This window comes from Klebsiella sp. CN_Kp091 (genome assembly GCF_040065095.1).
Lineage (GTDB): Bacteria > Pseudomonadota > Gammaproteobacteria > Enterobacterales > Enterobacteriaceae > Klebsiella > Klebsiella aerogenes.
In genome coordinates this window covers 947800-973430 of record NZ_JBEAIO010000049.1, presented here as the reverse complement: position 1 = coordinate 973430, position 25631 = coordinate 947800, and the positions used below count along the sequence as shown (strand labels likewise).

23 protein-coding genes and 1 other annotated feature are annotated in these 25631 nt (G+C 53.6%); of the genes, 10 read left to right on the top strand and 13 right to left on the bottom strand.

Translation table 11 applies throughout. The features are described from left to right. Positions 1-92: 92 nt before the first annotated feature. Positions 93-761, bottom strand: coding sequence for a hexitol phosphatase HxpB (gene hxpB / locus ABLV17_RS25250; RefSeq protein ID WP_087859353.1), 669 nt, complete (start codon positions 759-761; stop codon positions 93-95). 151 nt (positions 762-912) lie between these two features. On the opposite strand from hxpB, the gene ABLV17_RS25245 reads away from it, so the two are divergent. Beyond that, a complete protein-coding gene (locus ABLV17_RS25245; RefSeq protein ID WP_047045057.1) occupies positions 913-1449 on the top strand; it encodes a YniB family protein in 537 nt (178 codons plus the stop codon). Between the two features lie 33 nt (positions 1450-1482). Here the strand turns inward: ABLV17_RS25245 and yciA are convergent, their stop codons facing one another. From yciA to ABLV17_RS25220, 5 genes are all read right to left on the bottom strand, one after another. Further along, on the bottom strand, positions 1483-1881 hold the full coding sequence (gene yciA, locus ABLV17_RS25240; protein WP_015705756.1) for an acyl-CoA thioester hydrolase YciA: 399 nt from the start codon (positions 1879-1881) through the stop codon (positions 1483-1485). 101 nt (positions 1882-1982) lie between these two features. After that, a complete protein-coding gene (locus ABLV17_RS25235) occupies positions 1983-4166 on the bottom strand; it encodes a TonB-dependent siderophore receptor (RefSeq protein ID WP_308958474.1) in 2184 nt (727 codons plus the stop codon). A gap of 286 nt (positions 4167-4452) precedes the next feature. After that, positions 4453-4992, bottom strand: coding sequence for a septation protein A (locus ABLV17_RS25230; RefSeq protein WP_015366196.1), 540 nt, complete (start codon positions 4990-4992; stop codon positions 4453-4455). A gap of 51 nt (positions 4993-5043) precedes the next feature. After that, positions 5044-5787 carry a YciC family protein gene (locus ABLV17_RS25225; RefSeq protein ID WP_348854765.1) on the bottom strand — a complete coding sequence of 248 codons (744 nt, stop codon included), beginning with the start codon at positions 5785-5787 and terminating at the stop codon, positions 5044-5046. 27 nt (positions 5788-5814) lie between these two features. After that, positions 5815-6228, bottom strand: a complete 414-nt coding sequence (locus ABLV17_RS25220) for a YkgJ family cysteine cluster protein (protein ID WP_045393211.1) — start codon at positions 6226-6228, stop codon at positions 5815-5817. A gap of 269 nt (positions 6229-6497) precedes the next feature. Between ABLV17_RS25220 and ompW the strand changes: the two genes are divergently transcribed. Further along, complete coding sequence (gene ompW / locus ABLV17_RS25215) at positions 6498-7136, top strand: outer membrane protein OmpW (RefSeq protein ID WP_045374891.1); 639 nt, start codon at positions 6498-6500, stop codon at positions 7134-7136. A gap of 41 nt (positions 7137-7177) precedes the next feature. On the opposite strand, the gene ABLV17_RS25210 is transcribed toward ompW, so the two are convergent. Continuing rightward, positions 7178-8113: a LysR family transcriptional regulator gene (locus tag ABLV17_RS25210; protein ID WP_348854764.1), complete on the bottom strand. Its 936-nt coding sequence runs from the start codon at positions 8111-8113 to the stop codon at positions 7178-7180. Positions 8114-8248: 135 nt separating this feature from the next. Between ABLV17_RS25210 and ABLV17_RS25205 the strand changes: the two genes are divergently transcribed. The 3 genes from ABLV17_RS25205 to ABLV17_RS25195 are packed head-to-tail and all read left to right on the top strand — an operon-like array spanning position 8249 to position 10047. Then, positions 8249-8512, top strand: coding sequence for a hypothetical protein (locus tag ABLV17_RS25205; RefSeq protein WP_348854763.1), 264 nt, complete (start codon positions 8249-8251; stop codon positions 8510-8512). A 38-nt stretch (positions 8513-8550) separates the two neighbouring features. Further along, positions 8551-8901, top strand: coding sequence for a DUF3302 domain-containing protein (locus ABLV17_RS25200; RefSeq protein WP_063414215.1), 351 nt, complete (start codon positions 8551-8553; stop codon positions 8899-8901). A 9-nt stretch (positions 8902-8910) separates the two neighbouring features. Beyond that, a complete protein-coding gene (locus tag ABLV17_RS25195) occupies positions 8911-10047 on the top strand; it encodes an HlyD family secretion protein (RefSeq protein ID WP_200111386.1) in 1137 nt (378 codons plus the stop codon). A 175-nt stretch (positions 10048-10222) separates the two neighbouring features. Here the strand turns inward: ABLV17_RS25195 and ABLV17_RS25190 are convergent, their stop codons facing one another. Further along, positions 10223-11170 (bottom strand): zinc-binding alcohol dehydrogenase family protein, encoded by a 948-nt coding sequence (locus ABLV17_RS25190; protein WP_348854762.1) that lies wholly within the window; start codon positions 11168-11170, stop codon positions 10223-10225. 75 nt (positions 11171-11245) lie between these two features. Between ABLV17_RS25190 and ABLV17_RS25185 the strand changes: the two genes are divergently transcribed. Next, positions 11246-11701: a MarR family winged helix-turn-helix transcriptional regulator gene (locus ABLV17_RS25185; protein WP_113373649.1), complete on the top strand. Its 456-nt coding sequence runs from the start codon at positions 11246-11248 to the stop codon at positions 11699-11701. Between the two features lie 30 nt (positions 11702-11731). Here ABLV17_RS25185 and trpA read toward each other — a convergent pair whose 3' ends face one another. The 5 genes from trpA to ABLV17_RS25160 are packed head-to-tail and all read right to left on the bottom strand — an operon-like array spanning position 11732 to position 18268. Beyond that, positions 11732-12541 carry a tryptophan synthase subunit alpha gene (gene trpA, locus ABLV17_RS25180; protein WP_113373650.1) on the bottom strand — a complete coding sequence of 270 codons (810 nt, stop codon included), beginning with the start codon at positions 12539-12541 and terminating at the stop codon, positions 11732-11734. Beyond that, a complete protein-coding gene (gene trpB, locus ABLV17_RS25175; protein ID WP_015366207.1) occupies positions 12541-13734 on the bottom strand; it encodes a tryptophan synthase subunit beta in 1194 nt (397 codons plus the stop codon). The genes trpA and trpB overlap by 1 nt, the downstream gene beginning before the upstream one ends. Before the next feature lie 14 nt (positions 13735-13748). Beyond that, on the bottom strand, positions 13749-15107 hold the full coding sequence (gene trpCF, locus ABLV17_RS25170; protein ID WP_213794820.1) for a bifunctional indole-3-glycerol-phosphate synthase TrpC/phosphoribosylanthranilate isomerase TrpF: 1359 nt from the start codon (positions 15105-15107) through the stop codon (positions 13749-13751). 3 nt (positions 15108-15110) lie between these two features. Further along, a complete protein-coding gene (trpD, locus tag ABLV17_RS25165) occupies positions 15111-16706 on the bottom strand; it encodes a bifunctional anthranilate synthase glutamate amidotransferase component TrpG/anthranilate phosphoribosyltransferase TrpD (RefSeq protein WP_015366209.1) in 1596 nt (531 codons plus the stop codon). Beyond that, the gene (locus ABLV17_RS25160; RefSeq protein ID WP_087859366.1) at positions 16706-18268 is read right to left on the bottom strand and encodes an anthranilate synthase component 1; all 1563 of its coding nucleotides are present in this window, start codon (positions 18266-18268) and stop codon (positions 16706-16708) included. The genes trpD and ABLV17_RS25160 overlap by 1 nt, the downstream gene beginning before the upstream one ends. A gap of 35 nt (positions 18269-18303) precedes the next feature. After that, positions 18304-18399: a sequence feature (Trp leader region), on the bottom strand. 159 nt (positions 18400-18558) lie between these two features. On the opposite strand from ABLV17_RS25160, the gene rnm reads away from it, so the two are divergent. From rnm to ABLV17_RS25140, 4 genes are all read left to right on the top strand, one after another. Further along, on the top strand, positions 18559-19440 hold the full coding sequence (rnm, locus tag ABLV17_RS25155) for an RNase AM (protein WP_213316325.1): 882 nt from the start codon (positions 18559-18561) through the stop codon (positions 19438-19440). Beyond that, positions 19437-20057, top strand: coding sequence for an L-threonylcarbamoyladenylate synthase (locus ABLV17_RS25150; protein ID WP_020078571.1), 621 nt, complete (start codon positions 19437-19439; stop codon positions 20055-20057). Before rnm ends, ABLV17_RS25150 begins: the two co-directional genes overlap by 4 nt. A gap of 327 nt (positions 20058-20384) precedes the next feature. Next, positions 20385-22865, top strand: a complete 2481-nt coding sequence (locus tag ABLV17_RS25145) for an EAL domain-containing protein (RefSeq protein WP_348854760.1) — start codon at positions 20385-20387, stop codon at positions 22863-22865. A gap of 27 nt (positions 22866-22892) precedes the next feature. Beyond that, positions 22893-25475 carry an EAL domain-containing protein gene (locus tag ABLV17_RS25140; protein WP_348854759.1) on the top strand — a complete coding sequence of 861 codons (2583 nt, stop codon included), beginning with the start codon at positions 22893-22895 and terminating at the stop codon, positions 25473-25475. The last annotated feature ends 156 nt before the right edge of the window (positions 25476-25631 follow it).

Here is a 25631-nt window from a genome sequence, read left to right as displayed (position 1 = left end):
GGGTTTTTATACAGTATACGGAAGAGGTGACGGTGTAACTCTTTGTCACAAGGTTGACATATTTTGACGACACCCATGCCTGCGCACGTCGCTTAGCCGCGCAGGTCCGCTACCGTCAGCTGCTGCAGAGACGCCAGTTTCACATCGGCCAGTACGAAGCGCGGATCGCGGCTGTTTTCTGCTTCCGGAACGACAATCGAACGCATACGCGCCGCTTTGCTGGCAATCATACCGTTAACTGAATCCTCCAGCGCCACGCAGGCCATCGGCGCGACGCCAAGCTTAGCGGCGCAATCGAGATAGACCTGGGGGTGCGGTTTACTGTATGGCAGGTGCTCGGCGGAAGCCAGCGCGTCAAACTGGTCGCGCAGTTCAAACATCTCCAGCACTTTTTCCAGCATATGCAGCGGCGACGCGGAAGCGAGGCCGATTTTTAGTCCTTCGGCCTTACACAATGCCACGGCTTCACGCACGCCGGGCAGCAGCGGCCGTGACTCCTCGACCAGCTGAATGGCCCTGCGGATAATGCTGGCGGTAACCTCAGCGCGATCCGGGCCTCGCCAGGGCTGTTGAGCAAACCACAAATCAACCACCAGGTCGATGCGCAGCCCCAGCAGGTCCGGTAATTCATCACGGCGGCTAATATCCACTCCGAGGCTGTCCAGTACCTCCAGCTCTGCGCGGTCCCATAGCGGCTCTGAATCGATAAGCAGGCCATCCATATCGAAAATAGCGGCAAGAATCTGGCGCTTCGCTGACATAAGTTCCTCTCCATTGGCGTAAGTAGATAACGAAATTGTCCATATGGTATATCATACCGCGCTTAAGCAGGCGAAATTCGCTGACGAAGATAGACTTATACCTGACTCTATGTCGGCATGAAGAGTCTGGCGTTTTAAACAAGGGGAACTCATGACGTATCAACAAGCTGGACGCATTGCGGTCATTAAACGCATTTTGGGATGGGTCATCTTCATTCCAGCCGTGCTGTCTACGCTGATTTCCGTACTGAAATTTATGTACGAGCATAGCGAAAAGAAACCGGGTATTGATGCGGTGATGATGGACTTCGCCCACCTGATGATTGAGATGGTGCGTTTTAATACGCCGTTCCTGAATTTCTTCTGGTACAACTCGCCGCTGCCGGAGTTCAAACATGCGTTGAACATCGGTTTCTGGATTATCTACGCGCTGGTGTTTGTCGGCATGGCGTTGCAGGCTTCCGGCGCGCGAATGGCCCGCCAGGCGAAGTTTCTACGCGAAGGTGTGGAAGATCAGTTGATTCTGGAACAGGCTAAAGGAGCGGAAGGCCTTTCTCGTGAACAGCTTGCCGAACGTATTGTCGTGCCGCGTCATACGATCCTGAAGCAGTATTTCACGCTGTACGTACTGCCGATTGTGGTGATTGTGATTGGTTATATTTTCTTCTCGCTGTTGGGTTTCCTTTAAGCAGAAGAGCTGCCCGGCGAACCGGGCAATTTCCTACTCGGCAGGCAGCGCTCGCGGCTTGCCTTCATTGTCTACCGCCACATAAATAAACAGGGCTTCCGTCGCCTTGTAACGCTGGCCCAGTGGTTCCGTCGATACTTTTTTCACCCATACCTCAATATTAATGGTGATTGAGGTGTTGCCGCGTTTTACGCAGCGGGCATAGCAGCACACGACATCGCCAACGGCGACCGGGCGTAAAAAAGTCATACCATCAACACGGACGGTCACAACGCGGCCGCGGGCAATCTCTTTGGCCATAATCGCGCCGCCGATATCCATCTGCGACATCAGCCAGCCGCCAAAAATATCGCCGTTCGCGTTGGTATCCGCCGGCATGGCCAGGGTGCGTAAAACCAATTCGCCCTTCGGGGCGAGATCTGTTGTTGTCATTCTATACTCTGTACTAGTCAAAGAAGATCAGGCGCGATGCTACTATGAAAACGGCGCAGAGAGAATAGGGGAATACGCCCGTCGGTACGGGCGTCGGCAGATTAGAAACTTAGGGTAACGCCGGCGTAATAGGCGCGCCCCGGCTCGTTGTAAGTTGAAGCACCGGCGTTCTCGCGATAAATCTGCTTATCAAACAGGTTGCTGATGCCGGCGTTGAGGCGAATATCTTTCATCAACTGATAGTTGCCGCCGATCCCTATTATCGAATAAGCGCCGACTTCATTGGTGGCGAGAACCCCGGTCTCGTTGCGAATTTCTGCGTACTGACGCGGCTTTTGACGGCCATACATTGTCCAGTTTATGTTAGCCGACAGTTTGCTGTTTACCTGCCAGTCGAACATGGTATTGATAGTATATTTCGGGATCACCGACAGCGGATTGCCGGTATCTTTACTTTCCGATTTAATCATCCAGGTCGCGTTGGTGCGCCAGTTCAGGGTTTCGGCAATCAATGGGATCAGCACGGTCCCTTCCAGTCCTTCTACTACGGCTTTGCCGCCGTTCTGCCACTGTAGAATGTTGTTGCCGCTGGAAGTGTAGCCAAGCACCTCGGTGCCGGAGACGATTTTGTTTTTGTAATCATTACGGAACCAGGTGATCCCGGCGTTATAGCCGCCGGCGTTGAATTCCAGCCCAAGCTCTTTATTGATGCTGATTTCCGGATCCAGATCCGGGTTGCCGAGCAGATAGCAACTGCCTGTTGCAATGGCGTTCGGGCATCCGTTGCCGCGGGTGGAGAGCAGATAGCCTTCGCTGGATTGATATAAATTCGGTGCTTTAAATACCCGTGCAATACCTGCTTTTACTTTAAACCACTCACCTAATGCCTGCGCCAGGTTGAGGCTTGGGCTCCAGTTACTGCCGAACTGGTTGTGGTAATCGAAACGCAGGCCGGGAATGATGTTAGTTCCCGGCGTGGCCTCGATATTATCTTCCAGGTAGATCCCGGTTAACGTGGCGCTGTTTTTGCTACTACGATCGGCGGCATTGCCGCTGGTGCCGGCGATGGTTTCACCGCTCACGTCAGTGGCCTGCATCGACGCCGGATCATTGAGTTCGTCGCGGTTCCACTCCATGCCAAGCGTCAACGTTTGATCCGCCAACCAGTAGAACGGAATGTTTAACTCGCCTGTGGAGCGCCATGATTCCAGACGGCTGGTGGCGTATTCATCGCTATTGATCATCCCCTCGACGCGGCCGGTTGATCCTTCCTGCAGGCGGGTATTATTGGTTTTTTCATAATAAACGCCGGCTTTTGACTGTCCCCAATCCCAAATTCCGTTATAGGTTAGCCCCCACGACTGGCGATACAGGCGGTTGGTCTCATGGCCGTAGAGTGAATCAACCAGGCCATTGGGGCTAAGGTTGCCGTTACTGTACTGGGTATCGCCGGCATAAATATTGCCCTGGCGGCTGTAGGCATAGTTGAAATCGAGGATCTGTTGTGGGGTCATTTTCCACGACAGCAGGGCGTTAATATCTTTATTACGCACGCCTTCGCGACCGGCGGCGTATGAGCCATTCTGCACATGGTTGATATCCCAGGCGTCAGCATCGGTTTTATTGATGTTGCCGTACAAACGCATGGTGAGGGCATCGCCTGCCAGCGGCCCGCTGAGGTTAAAGTTGGCCCGGTTGGTGGCGCCTTCTTTGTTATTCTCCGGTTGATTGGTGAAGAACGACAGTGAGCCGTGCCAGTCGTTGGTTGGTCGTTTGGTAATGATATTCACCACGCCGCCGGCCGCGCCGGACCCATAGCGGGCCGCAGCGGGTCCGCGCAGGACTTCAATTCGTTCAACCATTTCAGCGGGTACCCAATTACTATCACCGCGGGTATCGCGTTCACCGCGCCAGCTGTAACGTACCGAATTTCGTGAGGTAACCGGTACGCCATCGATCAAAATCAGCGTGTTTTCGGGGCCCATCCCGCGAATGTCGATTTGACGGTTGTTACCGCGGCTACCGCTGGCGCTGTTGCCGGTCAGATTCACGCCGGGCATCTTACGGATGATTTCTGACAGGTCATTAACCGGCGGCTCTTTGGCAATATCTTCGGCAGTGATAATCGAAACGCCGGGCTGTTGTTTTAACGCTTCTTCGGCGGTGCTGTAGACCACCATAGTTTCAGTATCCTGTTCGGCTTCTTCGGCCAAACTCTCCGCTGAAAAGAAGCTGGCGATAATGATGGTAAGGGGAGCGAGGGGGAATGCGGTGTTCGTTCTCATTGTAAATATCCGTATCAAAATAAAACAAGAACGTGAATATTAATAATAATCATTATCATTACAATCAGGCGAGACGAAACTTCATCAAATCCTCACAATTGGCGCAATTTTTCCTGTTTGATGAAGAAAGCGTGAAGGCGAGCCGTTGGGGAATGGCGTAATAAGAGGTGGCTTACCCACTCTTTCGGAAGTTAAATTTGAACTGAACGGGATAGGAGGTAGAGAAAAGAAATGAAAAGCACAACGGAGGCGGTACGCGCCGGCTAGCGCGTACCGGTGAGCGGTATTAGTGCTTATCGTCCTGTGGCATGTGGCGGTAGATATAAACGCCGCTCAACAGGGTAAAGACCAGGGTCAATGCCGTTAAACCGAAGACTTTGAAGTTGACCCAGATATTCTGCGGCAGCCAGAAGGCGATGTAGATATTGGCCAGCCCGCAGAGAATGAAGAACAGCGCCCAGGCCAGATTCAGCCGTGACCACACCTGCTGCGGCAGCGTCAGCTCTTTACCAAGCATGCGTTGGATCAGCGGCTTTTTCATTACCCACTGGCTGAACAGCAGGGCACCGGCAAACAGGGCGTAGATGACGGTCACTTTCCACTTAATAAATTCATCGTTGTGGAAGAAGATTGTCAGCCCGCCGAATACGGCGACCAGCACAAAAGTGATCAACGCCATCTTTTCAACTTTACGATAGCGCACCCAGCTATAAATGAGGACCACCGCGGTGGCGACGATCAGCGCGGTGGTTGCGGCGTAGATATCGTAAATCTTATAAAAAGCGAAGAAGACTACGAGCGGTAAAAAATCGAGAAACTGCTTCATACATCAATTCCGTCGTTCAGGAAGGGCCGGAATGCCCGGCCCTGATTAAAGTTAGTTGCGAATAAGCATATACAAGCGGAACAAATAGATCAGCAACAGCGCAGAGAACAGATTGCTGATGGTATTAATGACCACGGCGGCAACGTTTGGCGACAGCGTTGCAAAGCTTGAAGCAAGCAGCAGTAGCGCCGTTTTTGCCAGCAGCCAGCCGAGTACCGCTGGCGCCACCAGGCGCATGTTCGCCCACACCAGACGCATACTGCCGCGCATTGCGCTAAAGATGCCGATTTTATCCTGCACCAGCATCACCGGCGCGAACGCCAGGACAATCGCCAGCAGCACGCCCGGCACCAGCACCAGCATCATCCCCATCTGTACCACGAAGGTGGTGAACAGAATAAGCAGCAACAGCTTCGGCAGAACCGGCGCCGCCGCGCCGATTGCCCGCAGCGCGCTGACGCGATGCCCGGCGGAGATTAGCTGAATCAGCAACAGTACGCCGCCGACGAGGATGGCATTCCCCACCAGGCCCGAGAAGGTTGAGGCTGCCGACGCGCGCAGCAGGATCTGCTGCTGTTCCGGCGTCATGTTTTGCACCAGCTCAAACAAGCCGGCGCTGCCCGCCAGGTTATCGCCCTCGCTGAGGATCGATAACTGCTCGTCACTGGGCGAAAAGGCATGGCCAATAACTACCGTGATGAACGCGCATAACAACGCAATCAGCAGAATAGTAACGAACTGATTACGAAAAAAATTCCCCGTGTCACGGTAGACGGACTTCGCCGTGATAGACATGCATTCTCCTTGAGTCTTGCAGGTGTTTTAACTAGCCGGGGATTGTACCGCAAAACGTGGTTGGGTAGCAGTCTCTGCCGAGGTCACGGTAGGTATATCTTTGTAAAGAGTTCCCAGCGGCGGCAGGCCGTAGCGGGCACGGGCGCGATCGCACGCTTCGTTGAGTTCGCCGCCTTCGCCTGACATGGCAAACTCGCGGCAGGGGGAAGGCCGCTGGTGATAGATGGAGCAGTGTACCGATTCGCCGATTTCACCGCTTAAGGCGGTACAGCGGCTTTGCCGCTGATTGGTACCGCTCATGCAGCGCAGAAAAGGGGTAAGGGGTTCGGTGAGCTGCGTAGGTACCACGCCGCCGGCGTCGTCGGCTTCAGCCCAGTAGAAGGAGACTCGAAAATACGCACAACAGGCACCGCACGTCATGCACGGGTTGATTTCACTCATAATTACACCTGAAAAAAACGCATCAACACAAATTGTCGGCAATTAAATTAGCTATCCGCACGATCGGCGACAAGAGGGGCAAGCAAAAATTTTTCTCATGGGTAAAAATTGATGTAAAGACGAATCAGTACGTTACTAACTGCTGCAAAAATTAATCTGGATCAATAAATGTTAAATCTAATGGCCTGGTGTGATCTAAAACAGATCAAAGCTAACTCATTGTAGGTATATTTGCAGCCGCTGATAAAAACCATAATGGGGACATGGATATGAAGAAAATAGCAGCGGCGGCATTGATCTTAGGTACGCTTTCTGGTGGTAGCGCCTGGGCGCATGAAGCGGGGGAGTTTTTTATTCGCGCGGGCTCGGCGACGGTTCGCCCCACTGAGGGCTCTGACAACGTGCTGGGTAGTCTCGGCGGTTTTAACGTCAGTAATAACACCCAGTTGGGTTTAACCTTTACCTATATGGCGACCGACAATATCGGTATCGAACTGCTGGCGGCAACGCCGTTCCGCCACAAGGTCGGTACCGGGCCGACCGGCACTATCGCCACCGTACACCAGTTGCCGCCGACGCTGATGGCGCAGTGGTACTTTGGCGATGCGCAAAGCAAAGTGCGCCCGTATATCGGCGCCGGTATTAACTATACGACCTTCTTTAACAATGATTTCAACGATACCGGTAAGGACGCCGGGCTTTCCGACCTGAGTCTGAAGGATTCATGGGGCGCGGCAGGACAGGTTGGTCTGGATTATCTGATTGACCGCAACTGGCTGCTGAACATGTCGGTCTGGTACATGGATATCGACACCGATGTGAAATTCAAAGCTAACGGCGTTGACCAGAAAGTCAGTACCCGTCTGGATCCGTGGGTGTTTATGTTCTCTGCTGGTTATCGCTTCTAATGCTTTATAAAACTGGCCGCCTGCGGCCAGTTTTATCCTCTTCAGACCAGCCGATGAGCGTGCAGTTTGGCGCTTTCCATAATGCTATCCATTATCACCTGCACGCGATGCGGCAACACGCCTCGTTGACGATAAATCAACCACGCCTGCATATTCACGCCGCGTTCTCGTGGCAGACAGGGCTGTAGCGTACCCGCTTCTAATTCCGCCGCGACGGAGTAAAAAGGGGCATATACGATGCCCAGGCCCTGCTTGGCAAGCTCGATAGCCGGCAAAATGTTATCGCATACGCTGGAACCGTTGACCTCTACCTGAATACTCTCACCCGCGGCGTTATAGCAATGCCAACTGTTGCGGATCCCGCCCAACGTACGCAAAGTGATACAGCGGTGCTGCGCAAGCTCATCAACATCGTGCAGAGGCGACTGCGCAATATAATCCGCGCAGGCAAACAGCCCCATGCGAAAGCGGGTGAGAGGCCTTGCGATCAGGCTTTCATCCTGCGGTTGGAAAAAACTAATCAGCAGATCGCAATCGCTATCGAAAAGCGTCCCGTGTTTCTGTTCGCGCTCGTCGGGATTGCGGGTGAGAAGATTGACGGTTAATTCCGGCGCCGAGCGCAGCACCGGCGGCAAAAGGTATCGGGCAAGGAAAGCCTGAATGCCGATTGGCGCGCCGAGCGTCACCATGCCGTTAAGGCTGCGTTTCCAGGTACCGGACATATCAAGCAGGTCATTATGCTTATCCAGCAGGATGTCCGCCCGGCGCAGGAACTGCTCGCCAAACTCGCTCAGAATTAACGCTCGAGGGTGGCGGATAAAGATTTCCAGCCCCAGGCGCCGTTCCAGCGCGTTCAGCGCCCGCGACACGTTCGACTGCGGCATGTCCAGTAGCTGGGCGGCTTTGCTAACGCCTGCCGTTTCGGCAATCATGCGGACGATACGGAGTTCGTCAATACGCAGGTCTTTTTCTTTCATGAGATGGCTTCTTTCGGTTTGCTATATCAAAAATGATATATATCTTTGCTGTCATTGTCATATGACTTCTGGTCAGTCGCTGGGTATTATTTGCGAAGATTATTTGTTACAGCCGAAAATACAGAGAAATAATCGATGAAAATAACAAGAATGGCTGCGTTATCTGCGATGTTGCTGCTGGCGGCGTGCGCTACCAGCGTAACCGAAGAAGAAAAAAAGATTGAATATGACGATATTATCAAAGGGCTATCGGTCTCGGGAGAAGAGATTTTATATCGGAAAGATAAAAGTACTGATTTTTACCGTTATCAATATTTGGTCTATCAGTCGGCAAACTATCATTCTCGACTAAGCCCCAATATTAAATCGAGTGGTGTTGCTAATTATAAAACAGCGTAGTCGGCACTGTTTTACCGTTTTTATTGTCAGGAACCATTATGTTTCTTAATTACTTTGCCTTAGGCGTATTAATAGCCGTGTTTTTGATTTTATTTTACGGCATTATTATTATTCATGATATTCCCTATTTATTGGCCAAAAAACGTCAGCATCCGCATCAGGATGCGATACATGTTGCCGGCTGGGTGAGCCTGTTCACCCTGCATGCGATTTGGCCGCTGTTGTGGATCTGGGCCACGCTGTATCGCCCCGAGCGCGGGTGGGGAATGGCGCATAAAGTCGAAGATAACGCCGAAATGCATCAGCGAATCAGGCAACTCGAAAGCGAGCTAAAGCGTCTGCAGGAGCAACAGATAACTGTAACGACAAACTCGTCAAATAACCGCTGAGGCCAGTGTATGGATTTACTCATTATTCTTAGCTATGTGGCGTTGGCCTATGGCGTATTTAAAATTTTTCGTATCCCGGTAAATAAATGGACGGTGCCAACCGCGGTCCTTGGCGGCGTGTTTATTGTCGGCGCGCTAATTCTGACTATGAATTATAATCACCCGTACACCGACCGGGCGCAAAAAATAGCTCTGTCGATCCCGATTGTGCCGCAGGTGTCGGGGGCCATCGTAGAAGTTACCGATAAAACGAATGTGTTATTACGCAAAGGCGAGGTGCTGTTTCGCCTTGATGATAGCCGTTATCGCGCGCGGCTGAATAAACTGGAGGCGGATCTCAGTGCCGCCGAAGCGGATATCAGAACCCGGAAAGCGGCATTAAGTGAATCCGCCGCTAACGTTCAACGGATGACGGCGGAATATGAACGTGCCCGGCAGGATTATCAGCGCTATGCGAAAGGCGCGGCGATGCCGGTAAATCCTTTTTCCGAGCAGGATGTGAATCACGCCGAGCAGCAATATCAGGCGCAATCCGCGGCCCTGCGGGCGGCTAAAGCCCAGTATCAACAGGAGTTAGAAAGACTTTCTGCGCGTTTCAATGGCGAGGATGCGCAAATCGCCAGCCTGAAATCGCAGATTGCCGAAGCGCGTTATGACCTTGAACAGACGGTTTTCCGCGCGCCCAGCGATGGTTATGTCACCCAGGTGCTGGCGCGACCGGGAACCACGGCAGTTCGTCTGCCGTTCAAACCGGTGATGATTTTTATTCCGCAGCAGAAACGGCAGGTGGTGGCGGTATTTCGCCAGAACGCTATCCTGCGCCTGGAGCAGGGCGACGAGGCAGAGGTGGTGTTCAATGGTCTACCGGGGCAGGTGTATGCCGGCAAGGTCACAAAGGTATTGCCAACCATTCCCGATGGCAGCTACCAGGCCAGCGGCGCATTACAGGGTTTAAGCGCCACGCCCGGTCGGGAAGGGGTGTATGTAATGATTGACCTGGCGGCGAGCCGCGATCTTGCCCATTTACCGGATGGGGTCAGTGCCCAGGCGGCGGTGTATACCGACCATTTTGCCCACGTGTCGGTGATGCGTAAGGTGCTGTTACGGATGACCAGCTGGCTGCATTATCTGTATCTCGACCATTAAATGCCGAAGTTGACCCAAAAAAAAGCCCGCGATAAACGCGGGCAAAAATACTGGAAGCAATGTGAGCAATGTCGTACCGAATACCTGAGTTGTTCACTCAACTATTCGGTAATGAGAAAGATAATATTTCTCATTTAAGATATCAACCCCAGAGTTTGTGCGGAGGCACATTTTTTTAATTAAGAGTGAAAACCGTACGTTTCTGGCTGTTATCACGCGGCCAGGCCGCAGCGACATCGCGGAGCGGCAGCGGCGTGGTGGCGATGGTAAAATGACCGGGCACTGCAGCCTGCAGCATCTCCCCGGTTGCCGCCAGCAGTTGCGACATGGTCAGGCTGCCGATGCCGCTACCCATGAGCTGTAGCGGCGCGGCGCGCAGAACCGCGCCGTTTAACGCGATATCCGCCCCGGCAAGGGAACCTACCTGCACATAGCGTACCGGCTTATCGCCGGGGGCGTATTTCGCCAACGCAGGCAGCAGCAACTCTGCGCTGCGGCCCCACAAATAATCCACGATCACATCAACTTGCCCGGCGCTGGCGGCGGCGAATTGTGCGCTAAGCGTATGCTCATCGGCGGTTAAATCAATACACTCATCGGCTGCGAGGGCGGTCAGCGTCTGCGTATTGCGCCCTGTAGCAATGATTTTTTTCGCACCGAGGTAGCGGGCAATTTGCACCGCCAGCTGTCCGGCGCTGCCGGTGGCGCCGTTAATCAGTACCGTTTCGCCGGCCTGAAACTGCGCCCGCTTAACAAGCGCAGCCCAGGCAGACATGCCCGGATTGGCCATTGCCGCGGCGCTGATGTCGTCAAGCTCATCCGGCAGCGCCAGGCAATTCTGCAGCGCGACCGGCGCGCGTTGCGCCATACTGCCGAACGGCGCGCTGGGGAAAGCAAAATAGACGCGCTGGCCGTCAGGGGTCATACCGACGCCATCGATCCCGACGACAAACGGCAGAGTACCGTCAAAACTATAATGATGTCCCGATGCCCGGCCCTTAACCACGTGGCTAATGGCGGCGGCGCGAACGTCAATCAATAACTGTCCGACTGCAGGCTGCGGTTCGCTAAAATCGGCCCATACCGGGCCTTCGTTAAGATCAAATACCACGGCTGCTTTCATAACATTATCTCCTGAAGATAATTATGTGTAAAATGCACATATCGTTCAGGAGCACTATACGCGGTTAACTAATATATGCAAGATGCACATAATAATTACGACATCACCGACTTTCACGGCGCGCTGCTGGATATCATCAGCGTGATGAATCAACCTCTGCGCGATGAGCAGATATTACAGGCGGCAGGGGTGCAGCTTGAACAGATGCTGTTTCCGCTACTGGTGGCGGTAGGACGTTATGGCCCGGTGGGGGTTGTTGAGCTGGCGGATCATTTAGGCCGCGATTACACCACCGTCAGTCGGCAGGTGAAAAAGCTGGAGGTTCAGGGACTTGCCTGCAAGCAGGCCAATGCCAAAGACCGGCGGATTAGCGAAGTGACGCTGAGCGAAAAGGGGCAGCGGATGATCGACGCTATTGCCGTTGCGCGGCGGCGGTTAATGAATCAGGTGCTGGCTGGATGGTCAGAAGACGAGGTGTCGGCGCTGTTTCGCCTAACGCGAAAATACGCCAACAGCCTGCAGCAGAAATAGCCGCCCGGCGTGAGGCCGGGCGACGAAGGGTCAGATGGTTTTGGTCGCCGCTTTCAGACCGTGCACGAAGGTTTTTAGCTCTTCGAGCATTTTTTGCGGCTGCTCGAGGTTGCGCTCGATAATCTTGACGATGGCCGAGCCGGATATTGCCCCGGCGGCGCCGGCGTCAATGGCGGCGGAAACCTGCTCCGGCGCCGAGATACCAAAGCCCTGCAGAGGCGGCGCGGCGTTATATTCCGCTAGTTTTTCAATCAGATGATGCAGCGGCAGCGCGGCGCGGTTTTCCGCGCCTGTCACGCCAGCGCGTGATAGCAGGTAGGTATAGCCGCGGCCATAGGAGGCAATCTGGCGCAGTAAATCGTCATCGGCATTTGGCGGGCAGATGAAAATCGGCGCAATGTTATGGCGCAGCGCTGCCTGACGGAACGGGGCGGACTCTTCGACCGGCACGTCGGCGACCAGCACGGAATCCACGCCAACACGCGCGCATTCGGCGTAGAACTCATCAATCCCCGGGCTGAACACCAGGTTCGCGTACATCAAAAGGCCGATTGGAATGGTCGGATGCTTGTGGCGGATCGCCGCCAGCATCTCGAAGCACTGCGCCGGGGTGACGCCGGCGGCAAAAGCGCGTAATGTCGCGCCCTGAATCGTCGGGCCGTCGGCCAGCGGGTCGGAGAAGGGGATCCCCAATTCCAGCGCATCGGCGCCGGCTTCAATCAGCGCATCGATGATTTTTAGCGACTGCTCCGGCCCCGGATCGCCAAGGGTGACGAAGGGAACAAAGGCGCCTTCCTGGCGGTTTTTTAACTGTGCAAATAGCGTCTCGTAACGTTCCATCAGATTTCCCCTCGCGCTTTCAAAATGTCGTGTACGGTGAAGATGTCTTTATCGCCGCGGCCGGACAGGTTAACCACCAGCAGCTGCTCTTTATCCGGGTTCTCGCGCATCATCTTCAGCGCGTGCGCCAGAGCGTGGGACGATTCCAGCGCCGGGATAATGCCTTCATGGCGGGAGAGCGCTTTAAAGGCATCCAGCGCTTCGTTGTCGGTAATTGACACATACTCGGCGCGCCCGGTGCTGTTAAGGAACGCATGCTGCGGACCCACTGACGGGAAATCCAGCCCGGCGGAGATAGAATAAGATTCTTCGATCTGGCCATCGGAGGTTTGCATCATCGGCGACTTCATGCCGAAGTAAATGCCGACGCGACCGTGCTTCAGCGGCGCGCCGTGCTCGCCGGTTTCGATACCGTGGCCGGCAGGCTCGACGCCAATCAGGCCAACGCGGGATTCATCAATGAAATCAGCGAACATGCCGATGGCGTTAGAACCACCGCCAACGCAGGCGATCACCGCGTCCGGCAGGCGTCCTTCTTTCTCGAGGATCTGCGCTTTAGTTTCTTCGCCGATCATGCGCTGGAATTCACGCACGATAGTCGGGAATGGGTGCGGGCCAGCGGCGGTGCCGAGCATGTAGTGCGCCTTCTCGTAGCTGCCTGACCAGTCGCGCAGCGCTTCGTTACAGGCATCTTTCAGGGTGGCGGAACCGCTGTGCACTGGAATGACCTCCGCACCCATCAGGCGCATGCGGAAGACGTTCGGCGACTGACGCTCGACGTCTTTGGCGCCCATATAGATGCGGCATTTCAGACCGAGCAGGGCGCTGGCCAGCGCCGAGGCGACGCCGTGTTGGCCGGCGCCGGTTTCGGCGATAATTTCCGTTTTGCCCATACGTTTGGCCAGTAGCGCTTGGCCCAGCACCTGGTTGGTTTTGTGCGCGCCGCCGTGGAGCAGATCTTCACGCTTGAGGTACAGCGTGGTGCGGGTGCCTTCGGTCAGATTGCGGCATTTGGTCAGCGCCGTCGGGCGGCCCGCGTAGTTTTTCAGCAGGTCGGTGAATTCAGCCTGAAACTCAGGATCTTTTTGCGCGCTGACGAAAGCTTCTTCCAGCTGGCGCAGGGCGGGCATTAGGATCTGCGGAACGTACATACCGCCGAATTCGCCGAAATACGGGTTCAGTAAAGTGCTCATTATTGCATTGCTCCTTAATATGCGCGCAGCGTCTGGAAAACGGCAGCCACCAGGCTTGCCTCTTTGATTCCCGGCTGCGACTCTACGCCTGAGTTGAAATCGAGTCCGGCACAGCCGCTTTTCGCGGCTTCTACGCAGTTATCGGCGCTGAGGCCGCCTGCCAGCATCACGTTACGCAGGTCCTGGCCCTGCAGCAGCGACCAGTCGAAGCGTTGACCGCTACCGCCCTGACCGTTGTCAAAGACATATCTGTCCACATGATTGAGGTTACGCGGCGGCAGCGTTTCGCCGACGCTCAGCGCCTTCCAGATTTGGATCTGCTCCGGCAGCGCCGCGCGCAGGGCATCAATCCAGGCCTGATCTTCGCTCCCATGAAGCTGGACCGCGGCGAGTTTCAATTTGGTCGCACGGGTGACGACCTCTTCAATGGCTGCATCGCGGAATACGCCAACGTAGCTGAGCGGCGCGGCGGCCATTACCGCCTGTGCCTGCTGGTCGTCAACGGCGCGCGGCGAACTGGCGACGAAAATCAGGCCGCCATAGATAGCGCCCGCCTCCCAGGCGACTTGCGCATCCTGCGGACGAGTCAGGCCGCAAACCTTGTTCTCACCTAACAGCACGCGCTTCACCGCAGCGCTGAGGTCCGGTTGCTCCATTAGCGCCGAGCCAATCAGGAAGCCGTTGGCAAAGTGGCTCAGTTCGCGGACTTCGCCGTAGGTATGGATTCCGGATTCGCTTATCACGGTGACATCCGGGCCGAGACGCGGCGCCAGTTGACGCGTGCGGTTCAGATCAATCGACATATCGCGCAGATCGCGGTTGTTAATGCCGACGACTTTGGCCTTCAGCGCAATCGCGCGCTCCAGCTCCTCTTCGTTGCTGACTTCTGTCAGAACGCCCATATTGAGGCTGTGGGCGACGGCGGCGAGCTGGCGATATTGATCGTCATCGAGCACCGAGAGCATCAGCAGGCAGGCATCAGCCTGATAGTAACGCGCGAGGTAAATCTGGTAAGGATCGATGGTGAAGTCTTTACACAGTATCGGCTGCGGCGCGACTTTGCTGACAATCGGCAGAAAATCAAAGCTGCCCTGAAAATATTTCTCATCGCACAGTACCGAAATTGCCGAGGCGTAGTGCTTATAAACCCCGGCGATGGTCGCCGGGTCGAAATCTTCACGAATCAGTCCCTTCGACGGCGACGCCTTTTTGCATTCAAGAATAAAGGCGGTGCGGGCGCCGGCCAGCGCATCGTAAAAATGGCGTTCGGACGGCACGATGTCATTCTGAAAACTGGCTAACGGTTGTTGTTGTTTGCGGGCTTCTACCCAAATCGCTTTGTCGGCAACGATTTTTGCTAAAACGGTCTGCATTATTTACCCTCTTGCCGCTAATGCGGTCACTCTGTCATAGGCCGCTCCGCTGTGCAGCACATCCAGTACCTGCCGGGCGTTGGCTTTCAGGTCTTCATGCCCGTGTAAACGCATCAACATGGCGACGTTGGCGGCGACGGCGGCTTCGTGAGCGGCTTCACCTTTACCTTGTAGCAAGCGCGTGAGAATGTCACGGTTTTCTTCCGGCGTGCCGCCAGCCAGTTGATCCTGATGATAAGGCGTCAGACCGAAGTCGGCGGCGGTCAGCTGATAGCTCTGGATTTCGCCGTTATTGAGTTCGGCGACGACGGTCGGCGCATGCAACGAGACTTCGTCCATGCCGCCGCTGTGTACCACGGCGGCGCGTTGATAGCCGAGTACCCGTAAGGTTTCGGCAATCGGCAACACCAGTTCCGGGCTATAGACGCCAATCAACGCCAGCGGCGGGTGCGCAGGGTTGATAAGCGGCCCCAATACGTTAAACAGGGTGCGCGTTTTCAACTGTTGGCGGACCGGCATCGCATGGCGGAAACCGGTGTGGTACTTCGGCGCGAACAGGAAGCAGACGCCCAGTTCATCCAGCGCGGCGCGCGATTTATCGGCATTCATATCCAGGTTGATGCCAAACGCGGCCAGCAGGTCGGACGAGCCCGATTTACTGGAGACGCTGCGGTTGCCGTGTTTCGCCACCTTTAAACCGCAGGCGGCGGCGACAAAGGCGCTGGCGGTTGAAATATTAATGCTGTTGCTGCCATCGCCGCCGGTGCCGACAATATCGGCAAACTGATAATCCGGCCGCGGGAACGGCGCGGCGTTTTCCAGCAACGCGGTAGCGGCGCCGGCAATTTCCTGCGGTTGCTCGCCGCGCACTTTCATGCTTACCAGCGCGGCGGCCAGTTGTTCCGGCTTCACTTCGCCGCGCACGACGGCGGAAAACAGCACGTGGCTCTCCTGCTGGCTCAGCGTCTCTGCCTGGTACAATTTTTCCAGAATCGGTTGTACGACATTGGTCTGTTCCAGTTTCTGCAGCGCCCATGCCAGCGTTTGCTCCAGCAGCAGCGCCCCTTGAGTAGTCAGAATCGACTCCGGATGGAACTGGAAGCCGCAGACGCGATCGGCGTCATGGCGAACCGCCATCACCATACCGTTGAAATTGGCGTTAATGGTGAGCCCGGCCGGAATATTGCTGCCGACCAGTGAATGGTAGCGGGCCACCGGCAGCGGGTTGGCAAGACCGGCGAACATCGCCTGGCCGTCATGCTCAATGCTGGAGGCTTTGCCGTGAAGGATTTCGCCCGCCTGGCCGACATAGCCGCCGTAGGCTTCCACGATGGCCTGGTGGCCGAGGCAGATACCGATAATCGGTAACTTGCCGCGCAGGCGGGTCAGCAGCTCCGGCATGCAACCGGCTTCGCTTGGGGTACCCGGCCCCGGAGAGAGCATCAGCACCGGATTATCCATAGTGCCGATACGTTCAATCAGCGATTGCGCCGGAACGGTATTACGATAAATGACCACGTTGTGGCCGTTAGCCCGCAGCTGGTCGGCGAGGTTATAGGTAAAGGAGTCGATATTATCGAGCAGCAGGATGTCGGCCATTAGAAAGTCTCCTTCGCGTGATGGGCCTGAGCAATGGCGCGCAGCACGGCGCGAGCTTTATTACGGGTTTCATCCGCCTCGGATTGCGGAACGGAATCGAGCACGATACCGGCGCCCGCCTGCACGGTGGCAATGCCGTCCTCTACGTAGGCTGAGCGGATCACGATGCAGGTATCGAGGTCGCCGTGGGCGGTAAAGTAGCCGACCGCGCCGCCGTAGCTACCACGACGCTTGCCTTCCGCGGCGGCGATTAGCTGCATGGCGCGAACTTTCGGCGCGCCGCTAAGGGTGCCCATATTCATGCAGGCGCGATAGGCGTGCAGGACGTCGAGGTCGCGGCGCAGTTCGCCAACTACGCGGGAAACCAGGTGCATCACAAAGGAATAGCGATCGACTTTGGTCAAATCCGCCACGTAGCGGCTACCCGGGGTACAGATGCGGGCGAGATCGTTACGGGCCAGGTCGACCAGCATCAGATGTTCAGAGAGCTCTTTGTGGTCGGTACGCATCTCCAGTTCAATACGGCTATCGAGGTCGCGATCCAGCGAACCGTCGGCGCGGCGGCCGCGCGGACGGGTGCCGGCAATGGGGTAGATCTCAATCTGGCGGCTGACGGCGTCGTATTTGAGCGAGCTTTCCGGCGAGGCGCCGAACAGCGTGAAATCGTTATCCTGCATAAAGAACATATACGGGCTGGGATTGCTCTTTTTCAGCACATCGTACGAGGCCAGCGGCGACGGGCAAGGGAGGGAGAAGCGGCGCGACGGCACAACCTGGAAAATTTCGCCCGCGCGAATGGCGCGCTGCATTTTGCGCACCACGGCGCCGTACTCTTCATCGCTCTGATCGACGTCGCAGCGCATTTCGGCAACCGTCGTCACCGGCAGCGGCGCGGGCGGCTCATTTAACTGCTGGCGTAGCTGGGCGATACGTTGCAGAAGACGCTGTTTCTCATTCTCCAGCGGCGTGAACAGGCTCGCCTGAATGCGGGTGTTTTTGGTCTGATGGTCGATGACCAGCAGCGTCTCCGCCAGGTAGAAACAGTAATCCGGGCAGGCGGTATCGGCGTTAAGCGGTGGTAAATCTTCAAAACCGGCCACCAGGTCGTAAGCGAACAGGCCGCCGAAGAACATCGCTTCGCGCTCGGCCTGCGGGACGCTGACCAAATCCTGTAACAGACGAAACGCATCGAACACCGATAACGAACACAGGCGAGCGTCTTCATCCAGCAGGGCGCTAACCGGTGGGAAGGTGAGTACCCGGCTGTTCGGCTGGCGCAGATTCTCAATGCCGGACGGCAATGCGTTATCCAGTAGTTCAAGCAGCGCGGCGCCGTTCGCTGACAGCGCCTGGACAGTGACGGTATTGCCAAGTGCGGTAATACGCAGGGCGCTATCCACCAGCAGCAGGCTTTTTAAATCGTCTTTACTATCGATGTCGGCCGATTCCAGCAGCAAGGTTGCCGGGCGCGCGCCGCATAATTGATGGAATAACGCCGTCGGGTTTTCGCGATAGATTGCGTCGCTGGTGAGAAGCTCGAGCGCTGGTTTTGATGTTTGCATTATCATTCTCGCCTGTTCTGTTCATTATTTTGTTCAAAAAAAAGCCCGCTCAGTGGCGGGCCCGGTATCTGTTTGCTGAGTGCAAAACGCGATCACGCCGCCCAATTCCAGGAACGACGCCACCAGCTATGAAGAGTAATAATTTGCGTTTTCATCAGAGATACCCGTTGTGTGAACTTGCGTACTAGTTAACTAGTCCATGAAAATAAAGTCAACCCTTGTTTGCAGATTTTCTTTCTCAGTCGTTATCATAATGCGCTTATTTCAGTTCAGGTCCACCAGGAGCCATTTTGAGCGACACTAATTACGCGGTCATTTATGACCTGCACAGCCATACCGTCGCCTCCGATGGGCGATTGACTCCAGAAGAGCTGGTACATCGCGCGCATGAGATGCGGGTGGGGACGCTGGCAATCACCGATCACGATAGCGTGGCGGCCATTCCGGCAGCGCGTGCCGAAATTGCGCGGGCTGAACTGCCGCTCACGCTTATCACCGGGGTAGAAATTTCCACCCTGTGGGAAAATCACGAAATTCATATCGTCGGACTGAATATTGATATCAACCATCCGGCGATAACGCAACTGCTCTGCGAACAGAAAGCGCGGCGCAACCAGCGCGGGCAGATGATTGCCGAACGGTTGGAGAAAGCGCGTATCCCCGGCGCCTGGGAAGGGGCGTTAAAGCTCGCCGATGGCGGCGCGGTTACCCGCGGCCATTTTGCCCGCTTTTTAGTTGAAGCCGGCTTTGCGAGCAATATTGCCGATGTATTCAAAAAATATCTCGCCCGCGGGAAAACCGGATACGTTCCGCCGCAGTGGTGTACAATAAAACAAGCGATTGATGTCATTCATCATTCTGGTGGCAAAGCGGTGATCGCCCATCCGGGGCGTTACGATCTTTCCGCCAAATGGTTGAAACGGCTGTTGGCCCATTTTAGCGAGCAGGGCGGCGACGCGATGGAGGTCGCCCAATGTCAGCAGGCGCCGCATGAGCGCGCGCAGCTGGCGGGCTACGCGAAACAGTTTGGTTTGATGGCGTCGCAGGGTTCGGATTTCCACCAGCCCTGTCCGTGGATCGAACTGGGGCGCAAACTTTGGCTACCCGCTGGCGTAGAAGGGATCTGGCGCAGTTGGGAAGTGGCCGCTGAACAAATTGAGAGGGAAGTATGAGCCAGTTTTTCTATATCCACCCCGATAACCCGCAGGCGCGGTTGATTAATCAGGCGGTGGAAATCGTACGTAAGGGCGGGGTTATCGTTTATCCAACGGACTCTGGTTATGCTCTGGGGTGCAAAATTGAAGATAAAGGGGCGATGGAGCGGATCTGCCGTATTCGTCAGTTGCCGGATGGCCACAATTTCACCCTGATGTGCCGCGATCTCTCCGAGTTGTCGACCTATGCGTTTGTCGATAACGTGGCGTTTCGTCTGATCAAAAACAATACCCCGGGCAACTACACGTTTATTCTTAAAGGAACGAAAGAGGTGCCGCGCCGCCTGTTGCAAGAAAAGCGTAAAACCATTGGTATGCGCGTGCCGGCAAATCCTATCGCCCAGATGCTGCTGGAAACGCTTGGCGAGCCGATGCTCTCGACATCCTTGATGCTGCCGGGTAATGAATTCACGGAGTCCGACCCGGAAGAGATTAAAGACCGTCTTGAAAAGGTGGTCGATCTGATTATTCACGGCGGTTATCTCGGCCAGCAGCCGACGACGGTTATCGACCTGACCGAAGACGCGCCGGTGGTGCTGCGTGAAGGCGTTGGTGATATTAAACCCTTCCTGTGATGTTTCTCGCGGGCGGCGTTTCATGCGTCGCCCGCGGCTTAAATTTATTTTAAAATTCTTTCCGCATTGAGTCGCTCCTTTCTTCTTTATATTATTAGTCCGCTTACGATATCACTCACTGATATTGCTTCCAGAAAGAAATTCAACATTATGTATAAGCTGACTATTTAACCCTCCGACGTGTTTAAGAGGAAGAAAGTACTGTTGATTTTTTTTATGTTTTCCAGTGTTGCCGTTACCTTATATCTGGCGGGTAAAGTCATACATTAAGCCCTGGTGGTATTCAGTGATAATAATCTTATAATAGTGATTAAATACCGTTAATATATGCCAAAGCTGACCTCAAATACCTATCCCATCACCCTGGTAAAAAGCGTACTGGTTGTTTCGCTGCTGGCGTTAATGCTGATTGTTGTCAGCCTGACCAGCCTGTTTAACTATCAGTCGCGTCAGGTCAGTAGTGCCATTGATAAAAAAATCATTGGTTCTCAGTATACGTCTATTCAGCTTAAACTTGAGGATGCTGTCGATCGCCCACGACAAATAACGAATCTATTTTTACAATATATTCAGGGCGAAAGTAACAACATCGATAAGGATACTTTAGTTCCTGAAATGGTGTATTTGACGGCGAGCGCGTTTAAAACCATGCCCGCCTTCCAGAGCCTGTCGTGGTTTGCGGAAAATGGCTCCAGTATTGCTGTTATTCGCGATAATCATAGTAATCAAATTTATTTACAGCGAACCCAGCGCGATAATCATCACTCCCTGGTTAAATACAGCGGGTTAAGCCCGCAGACCAATATTGTCAACGTCAATAACGCGTTTAATGTTGCTGATTTACCGCAGTTTCGCCGCGCTCGCCAGCAAACGCACGGGTTCTGGCAACGTTCTCTCTTTACCGGCAGTTTGATCATGAGCTGGAACCAGCCAGTGTACGATAAACAAGGCCGCTTCGTCGGGGCGATCGCCAGCGGCGCCACACCTGCGGATATGACCGCTTATTTACAGAGTCTCCTGCCGGATAAAAGCTATGCTCTTCTACTTATCGATGACAACAATCGCATTGTCGCGCGTTCCGGCAACCAACATAAATGGCAGCAGGATCGCCAACTGATAGCAAAGCTTACCTCGGCGCAGCCGTCGCCGACGTCATTTTCCTTGCGTACTGAGGACGAGTCTTTGTTGGCGACCGCCTTTAGCGTGCAGGACCGCCAACATCTGCTGAACTGGAAGGCGGTACTTATCGCACCACAGCATGCGGAAATGGCGGAAATGAATAAACAGCGTCTACTTGTGACCTTCGCCACGACACTGTTTATTTTTATTCTGATGTTGATTCTGTTGATGATTATTTCTCATTTCACCGGCGCCTTAAAAGACGTTACAGATAAAGTGCATCTGGGGTTAATGCCGTGGAAGAAACCAACTAAACGAGTATTTCCGGAAATAGCCTCGTTGGATGCAGCATTGAGCAACCTATATGCAATTATTCCAGACACTTTCGAATCTAAACGCCGGAAACTGGAAGAAGATAGCGAAACCGGTTTTTTAACCCGTAGCGGTTTACTGCATTGTGAGTCGCTGTACCGTCATCGCAATATGCTGGCGATGGTATACGTTAACAACTACAACTCGGTTAAGAATGTGCTCGGTACGACTCAGGCCCGACAGTTTATTCACCAGTTTACTTTACGCATTCGCAAAATATTGCCTGAAGGGGCACTATGTTGTCGTGATCGAGAAGACTTGTTCATTATCGCTTTTGATGGCACGTATGCCGAAAAGGATGTCGACTGGTACAGCGCGCTACTTGCTTCTGTTTTTCGTATGTCTGCTTCTGATATGTCAGGCGAATCGCATATATTTACTGGCCATATTGGCATGTTGATTGAATCATTAACCCCAGAGAACATCGGCGAATGTCTGATGAATGTTAGTCTGGCTTTACAGCATGCCCAGATGCAGCGTAGCGGTACGAGTAAACTTTTCACGGCCGCCATGCGTGAAGAGGAAGTGAATAATCTGCGTCTGCATCAGGCGTTATGCGACGATCTCCATTCCGAAGGTTTCCATCTCGTTTTGCAGCCGATCGTTTCATTTGAATCGCAGCGGCCTTGTAAAGAAGGTGAATGCCTGATCCGCTGGCAATCAAATGTGTCGGGTTTCGTGCCGCCCGACAAATTTATCGCCCTTGCCGAGCACACCGGCATGATTGTGCCGTTAGGGAAATGGATAATTGAAACCGCCTGTCGTGAACTTGCCGCGTTTATCACGCGCGGCGCGCCGCGTGATTTTAAACTGCACGTCAATATCTCGGCAATTCAGCTTCAGCAACCTGATTTTGCTCAGCATTTGCTGGAGTCAATTCACGCTAATGATTTGATGAACCGCAATATTTGTCTCGAAATCACCGAAAGCGTTTTGCTACATGACACGTGGCGGATTGTCGAAATACTGGCTTATTTACGCCGCCTCGGCGTTTGCGTCGCGATTGACGATTTTGGTTCCGGTTATTCCAGCCTCTCGTATCTGCATTCACTGCCGTTTGACTGTCTGAAGATTGACCGCGGGTTTGTTAGCAATGTGCTAGACGATAAAAAAAGCGAAGCGGTTATTGCCTCGGTGTTAATGCTGGCGCGAAGTTTTTCCGTGCCGCTGGTGGCCGAAGGCGTTGAAACGCGCGAAATGGCGGAAAAACTGCAGGAGATGGGCTGTGATTTGGCCCAGGGATATCATTATTCCCGGCCGAAAACGTTTGATAGTTTTGACGTCGCCAATGGGTTTTTCGTTGTTGAACCGGAATGATGACAAAGACGAGCGGCGATAATAACGATGCAAATATTAAAAAAACAGCTTTCGGTCAACAGTTACCCGTTCACCCTAACTCAGGCCATCATATTTACCTTAGCCACGACAATTCTCGTCGTGCTGCTGACGACATATGCTTTTCTCTACTACGAAGGTTATGCTTTTTTTGATGAGGTGAGTGAGGATATTCTGCGAGCGAAAAGAGTCAATATCGAGGAAGTCATCCACGATTATATTGATGTTCCCGCGCAATCGAACGCGATACTGGTTCATGCGATCGGACGTCAATCCAGTACTGCGATCCCGGTTCGCAGCCTGATCGGCGAAATGGTCAATACCACCAATAACGTCTTCAGCAACAAACATTATCTCAATCTGGTCGGATTTGGCGCAGTAAATGGCGATTTTATTCAAGTGGCGCGCGGCCAGGCCGAGTCGAATGATTATCTTGCGGTAAAAGATGCGCAAACAGGTCACCATCTGACGGCGTATAGCCACCTGACGGTGAACTCATTGGTAAAATCGGTGCTAGCGGATTATCAAACAACGCAACGCGAATGGTATGCGGCGGTTGCCAAAGACCAGAGCTCGCACTGGACAAAACCCTTTCGCGATTATGAATATGAAAATGAAATTGGCGTTGCGTTCAGCTCGCCGGCATTCAATCGCCAGGGACAGTTTGTTGGCGTCGTCGCCAGCGAGTTGCACCTCAACGAACTAAATAAAAGCCTGGAAAAATTTAAACCCCATCCGGAAAGTATTCTGCTGATTGTTAATGAAAAAAATGAGCTCATTTCTTCATCAGTGCCATCATTGACGCGAAATATGCTGGCTGGGGGAAAACACTCACGGTTGAATCTACAAACGCTTGAAAACACTCATTTACCGGTTGTTGTGGCAGCCAGTCACACCTTAAAAACGCATAAACGCACGGGATTGCAGTTTTTTAGCTCCGGCAAAGAAGAATATTATGTTGATGCTTTCCCAATCACCGACCGTGATGACATACTGCACTGGACGGGGATTGTGATTAGCCCAGCGAGAATGATTACCCGTACCATCGTTAAATATATAGCTATCACCATGAGCATGCTGTTTGTCATTTTTACACTTGGTCTGCTGGTGGTTTTCTGTGGCCTGGCGAAGGTGGTAAAACCGCTGCGGGATATTGTCCGTAAAGCGGATCAGCTTGCGACGCACCGCTGGACGCCGCCAGATAATAAGCGTCATTTCCCGGAAATAGCCTCTCTGGAAACCACATTTATGGCGCTATCGCATAAGCTGGCGGAAAGTTTCGACGCCCAACGGCGCGAAATAGAAGAGGATAGAACCACCGGATTATTCTCGCGGACGGGGTTACTGCGTCAGACATCGCTATATCAAGGTAGAAACCTGCTCGCGCTGCTGCATATCAGTAATATGAACGCTATTATCAATTCCTTAAGTACGGAGTATGGTGAAAAATTCATTAGCGATTATATTCTTCGCCTGCGTAATTTACTGCCGACGAATACGCTGATCGCCCGCGATACAGTAGATAAGCTTATCGTGGTTTTTCCAGGACAAACTCAGCCAAAAGAGCATCAGCGCTACAGAGAACTGCTCTCCTCACTATTTATCGACGTCAATAATGAAGCGTCTCCTACGGCAAGCAAATACGTTTATACCGGCAATATTGGCCTGGTGACGACTGAGATCCACGCAGAGAATATTGAACAAACGTTGCGTGAGGCATGGATTGCATTACGCCATGCGCAGAAACAGGGAAACGGCGTCGCGACGTTTTTCAGCGGCGAGATGCATGAGGCTGAGCTTTATAATATCCAACTCCATGAGCATCTTCATGATGCGATCCAGCAACATGAATTTCATCTGATGCTACAGCCAATTGTGGATTTGCAGGATCAAAGCGCTTTTCAGGAAGGAGAATGTTTGCTTCGCTGGCGCTCCGAAACGGTAGGCGAAATTCCTCCCGAGCGTTTCATCCCACTGGCGGAAGAGAGTGGGCTGATAATCCCGCTGGGGCGCTGGGTTATTGAAGAGGCCTGTCGGGAACTGTCCGCTATGATTCTCCGCGGGGCGCCGGCGAACTTTATTCTGCATATCAACGTATCGGCGATTCAACTCCTGCAACAGGATTTTGCCTGGCATTTAATGGATGTTATCTATCGTAATGGGCTGGTCACGGGCAATATTTGTCTTGAGATAACCGAACGGCTATTGATGAACGATGCTACCCGAATGAGCAGAATGATTGCTTATTTACGTCGCCATGGTATTGCCGTCGCGCTGGATGATTTTGGCGTCAATTTATCCAGCCTCTCTTATTTACATACGCTGCCATTTGATAGCATCAAAATTGATCGCCGTTTGATCTGTCAATTCGCCGATGATGACAAAGCGGAATCGGTGATTGCATCGCTGATTGTGCTGGCACAGGGTTTTAAGGTGCCCGTCGTTGCTGAGGGTATTGAAGATGAGGAGATAAAAGACCAGTTACGCGACCTCGGTTGCCAGAAAGCGCAAGGATACCTGTTTAGTCATCCGGCGCCATTTGCCCACTTTCCCCTCAAGGCAAGTTCATTGACGGCGAGCGATAATCCATAGACAGAGAAATGTATCGCAGTGAAGCATTCATTTTGAAGTTAGTGTAGTATGTTCGCCCACGCAGGCGCGCGCGCTGTTTAACAGTGCTGACGAACGGCGCCTTAAAATGTGTAAAGTATTTATATAACAACAGGTTGGTGGTTTTAATGGCCTGTT

Excerpts from the sequence above, each read along its gene's own strand:
- ABLV17_RS25220 (WP_045393211.1), bottom strand. The coding sequence starts at position 6,228 with ATGAGTGAAATCAACCCGTGCATGACGTGCGGTGCCTGTTGTGCGTAT.
- ABLV17_RS25235 (WP_308958474.1), bottom strand. The coding sequence starts at position 4,166 with ATGAGAACGAACACCGCATTCCCCCTCGCTCCCCTTACCATCATTATC.
- hxpB (WP_087859353.1), bottom strand. The coding sequence starts at position 761 with ATGTCAGCGAAGCGCCAGATTCTTGCCGCTATTTTCGATATGGATGGC.
- ABLV17_RS25160 (WP_087859366.1), bottom strand. The coding sequence starts at position 18,268 with ATGCAAACATCAAAACCAGCGCTCGAGCTTCTCACCAGCGACGCAATC.
- ABLV17_RS25210 (WP_348854764.1), bottom strand. The coding sequence starts at position 8,113 with ATGAAAGAAAAAGACCTGCGTATTGACGAACTCCGTATCGTCCGCATG.
- yciA (WP_015705756.1), bottom strand. The coding sequence starts at position 1,881 with ATGACAACAACAGATCTCGCCCCGAAGGGCGAATTGGTTTTACGCACC.
- ABLV17_RS25185 (WP_113373649.1), top strand. The coding sequence starts at position 11,246 with ATGCAAGATGCACATAATAATTACGACATCACCGACTTTCACGGCGCG.
- ABLV17_RS25225 (WP_348854765.1), bottom strand. The coding sequence starts at position 5,787 with ATGTCTATCACGGCGAAGTCCGTCTACCGTGACACGGGGAATTTTTTT.
- trpCF (WP_213794820.1), bottom strand. The coding sequence starts at position 15,107 with ATGCAGACCGTTTTAGCAAAAATCGTTGCCGACAAAGCGATTTGGGTA.
- ABLV17_RS25205 (WP_348854763.1), top strand. The coding sequence starts at position 8,249 with ATGAAAATAACAAGAATGGCTGCGTTATCTGCGATGTTGCTGCTGGCG.
- ABLV17_RS25230 (WP_015366196.1), bottom strand. The coding sequence starts at position 4,992 with ATGAAGCAGTTTCTCGATTTTTTACCGCTCGTAGTCTTCTTCGCTTTT.
- ABLV17_RS25140 (WP_348854759.1), top strand. The coding sequence starts at position 22,893 with ATGCAAATATTAAAAAAACAGCTTTCGGTCAACAGTTACCCGTTCACC.
- trpA (WP_113373650.1), bottom strand. The coding sequence starts at position 12,541 with ATGGAACGTTACGAGACGCTATTTGCACAGTTAAAAAACCGCCAGGAA.
- ABLV17_RS25150 (WP_020078571.1), top strand. The coding sequence starts at position 19,437 with ATGAGCCAGTTTTTCTATATCCACCCCGATAACCCGCAGGCGCGGTTG.
- ABLV17_RS25145 (WP_348854760.1), top strand. The coding sequence starts at position 20,385 with ATGCCAAAGCTGACCTCAAATACCTATCCCATCACCCTGGTAAAAAGC.
- ABLV17_RS25200 (WP_063414215.1), top strand. The coding sequence starts at position 8,551 with ATGTTTCTTAATTACTTTGCCTTAGGCGTATTAATAGCCGTGTTTTTG.
- trpD (WP_015366209.1), bottom strand. The coding sequence starts at position 16,706 with ATGGCCGACATCCTGCTGCTCGATAATATCGACTCCTTTACCTATAAC.
- ompW (WP_045374891.1), top strand. The coding sequence starts at position 6,498 with ATGAAGAAAATAGCAGCGGCGGCATTGATCTTAGGTACGCTTTCTGGT.
- ABLV17_RS25245 (WP_047045057.1), top strand. The coding sequence starts at position 913 with ATGACGTATCAACAAGCTGGACGCATTGCGGTCATTAAACGCATTTTG.
- ABLV17_RS25190 (WP_348854762.1), bottom strand. The coding sequence starts at position 11,170 with ATGAAAGCAGCCGTGGTATTTGATCTTAACGAAGGCCCGGTATGGGCC.
- ABLV17_RS25195 (WP_200111386.1), top strand. The coding sequence starts at position 8,911 with ATGGATTTACTCATTATTCTTAGCTATGTGGCGTTGGCCTATGGCGTA.
- trpB (WP_015366207.1), bottom strand. The coding sequence starts at position 13,734 with ATGAGCACTTTACTGAACCCGTATTTCGGCGAATTCGGCGGTATGTAC.